Origin of the sequence: Vibrio sp. 10N.222.55.C7 (assembly GCF_041473335.1) — a bacterium.
Taxonomy (GTDB): Bacteria; Pseudomonadota; Gammaproteobacteria; order Enterobacterales; family Vibrionaceae; genus Vibrio; species Vibrio crassostreae_C.
Genome location: NZ_JBFRSC010000021.1, coordinates 390463 through 402236, shown reverse-complemented (window position 1 = coordinate 402236; position 11774 = coordinate 390463). Strand labels below are relative to the sequence as shown.

The 11774-nt window shown below is 44.8% G+C and carries 5 protein-coding genes; 2 read left to right on the top strand and 3 right to left on the bottom strand.

Going from position 1 to position 11774, the window contains the following annotated elements; translation table 11 throughout:
* The 3 genes from AB4482_RS09025 to speA all read right to left on the bottom strand — a co-directional run.
* The coding region (locus AB4482_RS09025; RefSeq protein ID WP_372180803.1) for a retention module-containing protein at nt 1-5685 on the bottom strand (5685 nt) is incomplete at its 3' end.
* 661 nt (nt 5686-6346) lie between these two features.
* The gene (gene speB, locus AB4482_RS09020) at nt 6347-7273 is read right to left on the bottom strand and encodes an agmatinase (RefSeq protein ID WP_136973983.1); all 927 of its coding nucleotides are present in this window, start codon (nt 7271-7273) and stop codon (nt 6347-6349) included.
* On the bottom strand, nt 7273-9180 hold the full coding sequence (gene speA, locus AB4482_RS09015) for an arginine decarboxylase (protein WP_065585203.1): 1908 nt from the start codon (nt 9178-9180) through the stop codon (nt 7273-7275). The genes speB and speA overlap by 1 nt, the downstream gene beginning before the upstream one ends.
* A gap of 561 nt (nt 9181-9741) precedes the next feature.
* Between speA and AB4482_RS09010 the strand changes: the two genes are divergently transcribed.
* Nucleotides 9742-11178 (top strand): coniferyl aldehyde dehydrogenase, encoded by a 1437-nt coding sequence (locus AB4482_RS09010; protein WP_017070227.1) that lies wholly within the window; start codon nt 9742-9744, stop codon nt 11176-11178.
* Nucleotides 11175-11753, top strand: coding sequence for a TetR/AcrR family transcriptional regulator (locus AB4482_RS09005; protein WP_017066051.1), 579 nt, complete (start codon nt 11175-11177; stop codon nt 11751-11753). Before AB4482_RS09010 ends, AB4482_RS09005 begins: the two co-directional genes overlap by 4 nt.
* Nucleotides 11754-11774: the final 21 nt, after the last annotated feature.

Here is an 11774-nt window from a genome sequence, read left to right as displayed (position 1 = left end):
GAACACCGCTTCATTACTCGTTGCTGTTTGAGCAACGTAAGTAAATGTTGTGCCGCTTTGTGAAACAGCTTGCCACTCTAAACTTTCTCCATCAGAAGTTAAGCCAGTCAGAACCAAATCTTCATCGACCAACTCATACTTCACAACACCATCGGCGCCTTCATCGACCGTGAACAGCCCGTTGATAATTGTGTCTTCAGATTGATCCGAACCAATGCCAGTAAGATCGTCTTCATCGACAACGGTGTCACCAGTCGGCGCCGTCATCACAGGCACATCATCGAGCACCTCGATTGGCAATACATACTGATTAGAATCATCTCCATCGCCATCAACCGCAACGACATCGAATGGAATCGTTAAGGTATTAGAATTCGGACTTGTTGGATGATTTAAAGGACCTAACAGCGTAAACGTATAAGAGCCATCATTCGCTAGCGCGAGCGTGAAGATAGGAGTCCCGCTTGTCGTCGTACCTTGATAGGTCGTCGTGTTAGCCGCCCCGGTGATTTCTGTAATAGAAATCGCTTCAGTTCCAGAGGTTAATGTCGCTTCAAGCGCTGAGACATTACGCAGTTCGTAAACTTCTACTAGGTCAGCACCTTCTGTCGTAACAAATGCACCTGTTGCTTGAGACACCACAGACCCAAGATCATCTTCATCAACGACAAATGTACTCCCAACAGTCGTATCAGTGATAGTTGGCGCATCATCGAGCACCTCAATTGGCAATACATATTGGTTAGAATCATCGCCGTCACCATCAACGGCTACAACATCAAACGATATTGTTAATGTATCGAGGTTATTTGGTGTCGTAGCGTGATTGAGAGGGCCAAGTAAAGTAAACGTATAAGCACCGTCATCAGTCAGCACTAATGTGAAGATTGGCGTTCCGCCTGAGTCCGTTGCACCTTGGTAGGTGGTCGTGTTAGCAGCACCTGTGATTTCAGTGATCTTAATACCTTCATTGCCCGACGATAGCGTCGCTTCTAGCGTTGAGATATTACGTAGTTCGTAAGCCTCTACTTGGTCTGCACCTTCCGTGGTAACAAACGATCCTGTCGCCTGAGCGACAACAGAGCCTAAATCGTCTTCATCAACGACAAACGTACTAGCAATAGTCGTATCAGTGATGGTTGGCACATCATCCGTCACCGTGATCTTCAAATCGATCGCATTCGATTTATCTTGGTCGAAATCTTCTGCAACAACAGAAAAATTAAGGTTAATCACGTTTTCATCGGCACCATCAGGGTGCTTGAGAGGTTTAAACAGTTCAAACTGATAGCTGTTGTTTGAGGTATCGAAAATAATTTCGAACACCGCTTCATTACTCGCTGCTGTTTGAGCAACGTAAGTAAATGTTGTGCCGCTTTGTGAAACAGGTTGCCACTCTAAACTTTCTCCATCAGAGGTTAAGCCAGTCAGAACCAAATCTTCATCAACCAGTTCATACTGCACAACACCATCGGCACCTTCATCAACCGTGAATAACCCATTAATAATGGTATCTTCAGATTGATCTGAACCAATGCCAGTAAGATCGTCTTCATCGACAACCATGTCACCAGTCGGCGCTGTCATTACTGGCGTATCATCGAGCACCTCGATTGGCAATACATATTGGTTAGAATCATCGCCATCGCCATCAACCGCAACGACATCGAATGGAATCGTTAAGGTATTGGAATTCGGACTTGTAGGATGATTTAGAGGACCTAACAACGTAAAGGTATAAGAGCCATCATTCGCTAGCGCGAGCGTGAAGACAGGAGTCCCGCTTGTCGTCGTACCTTGATAGGTCGTTGTGTTAGTCGCCCCTGTGATTTCTGTAATAGAAATAGCTTCAGTTCCAGAGGTTAATGTCGCTTCAAGCGCTGAGACATTACGCAGTTCGTAAACTTCTACTAGGTCAGCACCTTCTGTCGTAACAAATGCACCTGTCGCCTGAGACACAACAGACCCAAGATCATCTTCATCAACGACAAATGTACTCCCAACAGTCGTATCAGTGATAGTTGGCGCATCATCGAGCACCTCAATTGGCAATACATATTGGTTAGAATCATCGCCGTCACCATCAACAGCAACAACATCAAACGGTATTGTTAATGTATCGAGGTTATTTGGTGTCGTAGCGTGATTGAGAGGGCCAAGCAAGGTAAACGTATAAGCACCGTCATCAGTCAGTACTAGTGTAAAAATTGGCGTTCCACCTAGGTCAGTTGCCCCTTGGTAGGTGGTCGTGTTAGCGGCACCTGTGATCTCAGTGATCTTAATACCTTCATTGCCCGACGATAACGTCGCTTCCAGCGTTGAGATATTGCGTAGTTCGTAAACCTCGACTTGGTCTGCACCTTCCGTGGTAACAAACGAGCCTGCCGCCTGAGCGATAACAGAGCCTAAATCGCCTTCATCAACGACAAACGTACTCGCAACCGTCGTATCAGTGATGGTTGGCACATCATCCGTCACTGTGATCTTCAGATCGATCGCATTCGATTTATCTTGGTCGAAATCTTCTGCAACAACAGAGAAGTTAAGGTCAATCGTGTTTTCATCAGAGCCATCAGGGTGTTTAATTGGTTTAAACAGTTCGAATTGATAGCTGTTATCCGAGGTATCGAAAATAATCTCGAACACCGCTTCATTACTCGCTGCTGTTTGAGCAATGTAAGTAAATGTTGTGCCGCTTTGTGAAACAGCTTGCCACTCTAAACTTTCTCCATCAGAGGTTAAGCCAGTCAGAACCAAATCTTCATCGACCAACTCATACTTCACGACGCCATCGGCGCCTTCATCAACCGTGAATAACCCATTAATAATGGTACCTTCAGATTGATCTGAACCAATACCAGTAAGATCGTCTTCATCGACAACCATTTCACCAGTCGGCGCCGTCATTACTGGCGCACCATCAAGCACCTCGATTGGCAATACATATTGGTTAGAATCATCCCCATCACGATCAACAACAACAACATCAAACGGTATGGTTAATGTATCGAGGTTGCTCGGTGTCGTAGCGTGATTGAGAGGACCAAGCAAGGTAAACGTGTAAGCACCATCATCAGTCAGTACTAATGTGAAGATTGGCGTCCCGCTCGCGTCAGTTGCGCCTTGGTAGGTGGTCGTGTTAGCGGCACCTGTGATCTCAGTGATCTTAATACCTTCATTGCCCGACGATAGCGTCGCTTCCAGCGTTGAGATATTGCGTAGTTCGTAAACCTCAGCTTGGTCAGCACCTTCTGTGGTAACAAACGAGCCTGTCGCCTGAGCGACAACAGTGCCTAAATCATCTTCATCAACGACAAACGTACTCGCAACAGTCGTATCAGTGATGGTTGGCACATCATCCGTCACCGTGATCTGCAGATCGACCGCATTCGATTTATCTTGGTCGGAATCTTCAGCCACAACAGAGAAATTAAGGTCAATGGTGTTTTCAGCCGCGCCACCAGGGTGCTTAATTGGTTTAAACAGTTCGAATTGATAACTGTTATCTGAGGTATCGAAAATAATCTCGAACACCGCTTCATTACTCGTTGCAGTTTGAGCAACATAAGTAAATGTTGTGCCGTTTTGTGAAACAGCTTGCCACTCTAGACTTTCTCCATCAGAGGTTAAGCCAGTCAGAACCAAATCTTCATCAACCAGTTCATACTTCGCAACACCATCGGCGCCTTCATCAACCGTGAATAATCCATTAATAATGGTGTCTTCAGATTGATCGGAACCAATACCAGTGAGGTCATCCTCATCGACAACTGTTTCCCCTGTAGGTGCTGTCATCACTGGTACATCGTCTTTAACATTAACGAGGATCTCAGCGGCTTCTGGTGTACTAGAGCCTCCAGACAGTGCAGAACGGTCGCCATCGGCATCAACAGCATAAATTGGCAATGCAAAAGTTAGCAGCGTATCTTCAGCGCCTTGATGTGAAAGGTCTTCATACAGATTAAATTCGTAGCTCCCCAATGAAGGGCTATCAATTTTAACGTCAAAGACCGTAATTCTCGAACCATTGACCTCAACATAACCTTCGTAAGTTCTTACACCGTTGGTTTCATCAATCAACTCAAGTAGCACAGCCTCGCCATTTGAAACCAAGCTGCCACCAGTATTAAATTCTGCAGGTTCAAGTTCATAATGGTCAATGATGTCACTTTCAAAAATGTCCGCGGTGATACTGCCAGTGCCAGACACTGGCGCCGTGCCCTCTTGTGAGCCGCCAACAATACCCGCTTCATCAACATCAATACTGTCAACATTAGTGATAACAGGGCTATCGCCATCAGTAATGGCAATGTTGATCGTATTGGTTACAACATCTTGGTCAAAATCGGTAATCGTGATTGGCAAAGCGAACGTCAGTGAATCGGTACCCACTTGTTCTATCGGATTAGACTGCTCGAATTTATAGGTGCCATCGGTATCTAGAGAGATAGTGAGAACAACCTCACCTCGACCTTGGATGGACAGAGTAATCGTTGTTCCATCGTCAGACAGTCTCGCAAGCGTGTTTTGATTGTCACTGAGCAACCCATCAAACTGGTCGAGTGCACTTGCATCAAATACGACTGATTGAAGATTATCACTACCAATATTGGAGAACGTTCCTTCGATTGCCGCGCTGCTAGTTTCAACGTTAGTGATATTGACACTTTCAGCTGACGGATCTATCCCATCAACCACGGCGACTTGCGCATTGATTGGTGTTGCTAATGGGTTTCCGGCGGAGTCTTCACCTTGAATATCAAAAGTGATGTTAATTTGATCGCCTGTATAAGAAACCTGACCACCGCCAACAGACGGTACATGATCAATCGGTTGAGAAATCGTTGTGGTTAGAGAAAGCTCAATGTTATTGCCAACACTGACGGCATCAATGTCGATACGTAATACTTCGTCGGTACCTTGAACACCAATGATAGAATTAGTCGCCGCGTCATACGTGAAGGTGACGGGCTGGCCACTTGAAGTAATGTCGCTGTTTAATTCACTAAGCAGTGAAGCGAGGGATAGCGTTTCTGGTACGAAAGAGTCAGGAGCGAGAGCTAAACTACCAGCAATAATCGTTTCTGTGGTTGTTATAGATTGGGGATAAGTATTGCCAGATATGGAGCCTTCAGTCAGTGTTTCACTGATTGATTGACCACCTGATGAACGAGTGATAGATCTGAATTCTTCTCTGTCTTCATCAACAGTTTGTTCTGCTAGACCAGCGGTCTCAAAGAAAGTCGATGGATGAGTTTCAGTGTAGTTATAGTCAATCGTCACAAAGCCGGCATTTGCAGAGCCTAGTCCGCCACCAGCCGCTGTTGCCTCTAAGATTTGAGTCGGATCGGCACCACCTAAAATGGCTTCTTGGATAGCAGCAAATTCATCATCAAAATCTCCCGCATCGGCTTGCTGTAAATCAAAATTAACTTCTCCAGCGATCGGAGCATCAGCCCACGCTAAATCTTGATCAACACAGCCAACGCAATTGCTTGCCACCTCAGTGACACCGTTTGGGGTACCTAATACAAGCTCTGCTTGGTTGGCAGTGATAACAATCTCGTTTTCACGAATAATATCTCCAGCTGAAATTTTCCGTGCGCTTCCGTCAGACTTAACTGCAATGACTTCTCCACTCACTACCTCTACAACTGCAGCTTGGCGCGAAACTTCAATACCCATATATCCCCCGAGGTCACAAAATGCTGTATTGCCCAACATCGTGAAAATGATAGTAATAACGGTTTCAGGCTTAAATTATATTCAGAACTTATTCTCTGCATTAACAATCAATTACATAGACTGATGTATGTGATGAGTCAGTTCTGTTTCGCCTGTTTTTTTTATAGTTTACTTAACCTTAAGCCTAGTCTTCATTATCCGAAATGTCATGTCTGTGCGAAGTGACTTCTTTTCACAAATCTAGGCATTCACTTTAGTTTGTTCATGGACTAAGCAAAAGTTTATAGGGTGTTGATTAATATGCAATAAAAAGCATATCTTAATTACACCTCAAATTTTTATAAATATATACAGTAATAAAGTTGATAAATCATTAGGATTTATGGGCGATTGATAGGGTCGATATATACCTAAACCCCAAAGAAGAACTAAATCCCATATTTGAGACAAGGTGCAGCATAAAGCTGATGAGAAACTGTTCAAACACCGTATATGGCGTCAATTACATATACAACAATTAGAGTATTGAATGGGTATGCAGGGACAATGAGTAGAAGTTGCAAATGGATATTTCGAGGTATCCAAAAAAAGCCCACTAAGTTGAACCTTAGTGGGCTTTAAAATCAGTATATAGCGTTATGCTGTTAGCAATGACACACAACTATTTAGCAAGGCGATTTGCAGTCCAGACGTAAAGCAGCTCGAGAGCAATCGTCGCACCAGCCAATGCCGTAATTTCGCTTTGGTCATAGGCAGGAGACACTTCTACAACGTCCATACCAACCATGTTGATACCCTGTAAGCCACGGATGATTTTGAGCACTTTATCTGAGTTCAAACCACCACATACTGGTGTGCCGGTACCCGGAGCAAAAGCAGGATCCAGACAATCGATATCAAACGTTAAGTACACTGGCTTATTACCAACAATACCTTTCACTTGAGCAATGATATCGTCCACGCTCATGTCGTTCGCTTGCATCGCGTTAATAACGTTAAAGCCGTGCCCTTCCTGCTTGTACTCTGTACGAATACCAATTTGCACTGAATGTTCAGGCGAAATTAAACCTTCATTTGGCGCATGGTAGAACATAGTACCGTGATCGTAACGACTACCCTGACTGTAAGTGTCAGTGTGCGCGTCGAAGTGAATCAGAGCCATCTCACCGTACTTCTTGCCATATGCTCTTAACAAAGGCAGTGTAATGAAGTGATCGCCACCTAAACCTAACAGAGTTTTACCACTGTTTAGAATCGCATCAGCCGCTGCTTCTAAACGTTGAGTTAGGTCTTCTGCATCACCGCAATCAAACACAAGGTCGCCAGCATCAATGACCGAGGTGTGTTCAAATACATTGAAGTCCCAAGGGAATTTTTTACCTTCCCACGCCAAGTTTACTGACGCACGACGAATCGCATCAGGTCCCATACGAGCACCCGGACGACCAGACGTCGCCATATCTAACGGCGCGCCCAACACAACCACATCAGCATCGTTGTCGATTGGGTTTTGCACCAATGGACGACGCATAAACGTCATCGCATTGGAGTACAACGAGTAATCTGGTTTCGTAAATAGATCGTTCATTAAAAATCCTCAAGATAGGTGTAACCCATCAAGCCTTGCTCTAACTCTTCAAGTACGCTTTGCTGCTCTTGCGCTGGTACTTTCGCGGTGACCAATTCTTTGTACTTCTGACGAATTAGGTCCATATCGATATGAACGTAACGCATCATGTCTTCTACTGTGTCGCCTTCGTTGATGTAGTCAATGTTCGCTTCTCCGCTTTCATCAACATTCACCACAACACTGTGCGTATCACCAAATAGGTTATGCATATCGCCCAAGATCTCTTGGTACGCGCCTACTAGGAAGAAGCCCATTAGGTATGGTTCATCTGGGTTCCACGCTGGCACTGGCAATGTTGTTTCAATGCCTTGACCATCAACATACTGGTCAATCGTACCGTCAGAGTCACAAGTGATGTCCAACACCACAGCACGACGCTCATCCGCATTATCTAAACCGCTCAGTGGCAATACAGGGAACACCTGATCAATACCCCAAGCATCTGGCAATGACTGGAATAGTGAAAAGTTCACGAAGAACTTGTCCGCTAAACGCTCGCTCAACTCATCCAAAATTGGACGGTGGTAACGGTTCTTTGTGCTCATGCGAGTGCTAAGCTCGTAGTTAATACGCAAAGACATTTGCTCTGCCCAAGCACGATGCTGAAGATTCAGCATACCGGTCGCAAATTGGTTGTGCGCTTCTGCAATATCGCTCTGAGTGTCGTTATAGATCTCAATCAACGCACGGTCATCATTACCTGCATCTAACTCTAAGAAGTTCTTCCACATGTTGTTTAGCAACAGTGGTGCGTCTGCTTCTGGCGCAGCCATATCTTCCGGTGAGTAGCTTTCAGTACCAATCACGTTGGTGATCAACACAGCATGGTGCGCAGTCAGTGAGCGACCAGACTCCGAAATAATCACAGGTTGTGGCTGATTGTAGAGTTTACAAATATCCCCTACTGTCATCACGATGTTACGAGCGTACTCAAGCAAGCCGTAATTCATTGAGTTTGAAGATTGGCTACGCGTGCCGTCGTAATCGACTGCCAAGCCACCACCAACATCTAAGAACTTCAGTTGAGCGCCAATATCACGCAGTTCACAGTAGAAACGAGCCGCTTCACTCACGCCATTTCGCACGTCACGAATGTTTGCCATTTGTGAACCTAGGTGGAAGTGCACGAGTTCAAGTACATCCAGCTGGTCTTCGGCTTTCAAGCGTTCGATAACAGTAAGCACTTGTGATGCAGACAAACCGAATTTCGACTTCTCACCACCACTTGCTTGCCATTTACCTGCACCTTGAGAAGCAAGACGAATACGTAAACCCAAACGAGGTTTTACGCCAAGTGCTTTCGCTTCAGAAAGAACAAGATCAAGCTCAGACAACTTCTCTAGAACGATAAAGACTTTGTGGCCTAGCTTTTCGCCAATCAGTGCAAGGCGGATGTATTCTCTGTCTTTGTAACCGTTACACACGATCACAGAGCTCGCTTTTTGAGCCAACGCCAGTACCGCTAATAGTTCAGGTTTGCTGCCCGCCTCTAGTCCTAGCTGCTTTTGCTCTAATTGAGCTTGGCTCGCTAAGATCTCATCAACCACTTCTTTTTGTTGGTTAACTTTAATCGGATAAACAAGTAGGTAACGATTGTCGTACTGATATTCGTCGATCGCTTGGTTAAATGCGTTACAGATATTGTGCACACGTTGATGCACTATTTGAGGAAAACGCACAAGAGCAGGTAAACCAATATTTCTTTGCTCTAACTGTTTTACGATCTTACTTAGTGGGACTTGATGATCCGTCTCGCTCGGTGAAACATACACCTCACCGTTATCATCAATTCCATAAAAACCTTGGCTCCAGTGCTTTACATTATACTCAGCACGGATGCGTTCCAAATTAACCGAATTTTCCAATTCTAGAGACCTCACACTATAGGGCCATCGACAGAAGATACCTCTTTGGAATAGCGAGGTATAACCCAACAAAAAGCGTTCAAAAACGATTTGTTGGCTGCATTAACCGATATTATTAAGAGCGAGTCCAACCATTGATATTTGTGGTGACGATTACGTTTTTTTATCGACAGATCGACTTAAAATGACAGGTAAGGAATTACAAGGTTTTAGGGTAAAAAACAGGCTGAAGCGCATTAAATATAAAGCAATTTCTCACATTAAATTAGGGAGAAAAAATGTGCAGAAACCAAAAGATTTTTAGTAAATTGAGTGAGGTTAAGTCAGAGTTGTGACAAATATAAGCACTTCACAATCTGAACTCTCGCTATCACCAACACAGCTTGTGTCCCGCGATTCGATGCCGATAAACACTTCATTCTTCCTACTAGAACTCGCTCACTTCAATGTTGTAACCGCTCAATTTTTGAACTTTTCTCGCGCATATCTTGTATTCGGTTCAATCTTCTTGTAATTTTAACTGACCAACCAATCGGTCAGCCTTCGAATTTAGGGGATACTATGAGCCATAATCTAGACCTTGAACCAAACACGTCGAGCACCAACGACATGGATCAAATATTCAACCGACAACAAGATCACTACCGTAACAACGTTAATCCAACACTTGATCAGAGACGAAATGATCTCTCAGTCTTGAAAAAACTATTAATGCGCTACCAAGAGCAGTTAATTGAAGCGGTATCAGAAGATTATGGCCATCGAGCAGAGCACGACAGCTTAATTGCTGACATCACCCCTTCCCTACACCAGATCAATTACAGTGATAAAAACCTTAAGAAGTGGTTGAAGCCTTCACGTCGAAAAGCCGGCTTGATGCTAACACCAGCCAAGATTACTGTGCATTATCAGCCAGTAGGTGTGGTTGGTATCATCGTGCCTTGGAACTTCCCAGTCATGCTCTCTTTAGGCCCTCTGATCACAGCGTTAGCAGCGGGCAACACGGCGATGCTCAAGATGTCGGAGTTTACTCCAGCGACCAACCGAGTTTTAAAAGCGATGTTGGCCGAAGGCTTTAGTGAAGATCAGGTTGCGATTATCGAAGGCGAAGCTGACGTTTCCGCTAAATTTAGCCAACTGCCGTTTGACCATATCCTTTTCACAGGCTCAACCGCTGTGGGTAAACACGTTATGAGAGCAGCGGCTAACAACTTAACACCAGTTACCTTGGAATTAGGCGGCAAATCTCCAACCATCATTGCCCCTGACTTTGATGTAGCTGACGCTGTTGAACGTATCTTGTTTGCCAAGAGTCTAAACGCTGGCCAGATATGTGTAGCGCCTGATTACATCTTATTGCCGCGAGAAAAATCAGACGAGTTCATCACAGCCTATAAGCGTTATTTCAAGAAGCTTTATAAAGCCGGTATTGAGAGCAAAGACTTAACCTCAGTGATCAACATGCGCCAATACAATCGCTTGAAAGGTGTCATTGAAGACGCACAAGCCAAAGGCGCGGTTATTCACACGGTAACCGAACAAGCACAAGACGATGTAAACCACAGAATGACGCCGCACCTTCTCACCGAAGTGAACGATGAGATGCTCGCGATGCAAGAAGAGCTGTTTGGTCCTGTTTTGCCTATCGTGCCTTATGATTCCATCGAAGAAGCAATCAATTACATCACAGAGAGAGAACGCCCACTGGCTCTGTACCTAATGAGCCATAATAAAGAAACCCAAGACAAGCTTTTATCAGACACGCACTCTGGCGGCGTGTGTATTAATGATTCTTTGGTGCATGTGGCTGCAGAAGACGCACCATTCGGTGGCATCGGCCCTTCAGGCATGGGACACTATCACGGCATTGAGGGCTTCAAGACCCTTAGCCATGCCAAAACCGTTCTAAGTAGAGGAAAAATCAACTTCACCAAGTTAATGCATCCTCCTTACAACAACCCAATCAAGAAACTGATGTTCAAAGTACTCAATAGATGATCACCAAAAGACAAAAAATCCTAGATGCTGCACTCCTGCTCTTCTCTCAACAAGGGCTAGAGGGCACATCTACCGGACAAATAGCGAAAACAGCCGGCGTGGCAAAAGCGACGTTGTTCCACCACTTCGAGAATAAATCTCTATTGATTGATGAACTGTTTCGCGAGCTGAAGCTAGAGCTATTCTCGACCCTTCAACCGCACACTGATGTGGCTGTAGAAGATCGCTACCAAACCTTTAAGTTCATGTGGATCACAGGAATTGAGTGGGCATTAGAGAATCCGGTTGCGATGAAGTTCTTCACCAATGTTCATTTCGACCCAACGACTCAAACTCGAGAAGTGATTGTTTCACAGATGTTCGCATCGCTAGACGAGATCATTTTGAAAGGGCAACAAGATGGTGAATTGATGGTGTTGGACATTAACCTTGTTAGACACTTCATTCATAGCCACTTTCTGATTTGTGCAAACTGGCTGATTGAACAAAGCGAGTCTCCACCAGAGCAAACATCGAAGTACATCAACGATAGCTTTGATATGTGTTGGCGCGCCGTTGGTGGGCAAACCAAGTAGCTTTAGCTTTAAGCCCAAGGC

Bases quoted from the DNA above. Each gene is read 5' to 3' on its own strand.
- speB (WP_136973983.1), bottom strand. From the start codon at position 7,273: ATGAACGATCTATTTACGAAACCAGATTACTCGTTGTACTCCAATGCG.
- AB4482_RS09005 (WP_017066051.1), top strand. From the start codon at position 11,175: ATGATCACCAAAAGACAAAAAATCCTAGATGCTGCACTCCTGCTCTTC.
- AB4482_RS09010 (WP_017070227.1), top strand. From the start codon at position 9,742: ATGAGCCATAATCTAGACCTTGAACCAAACACGTCGAGCACCAACGAC.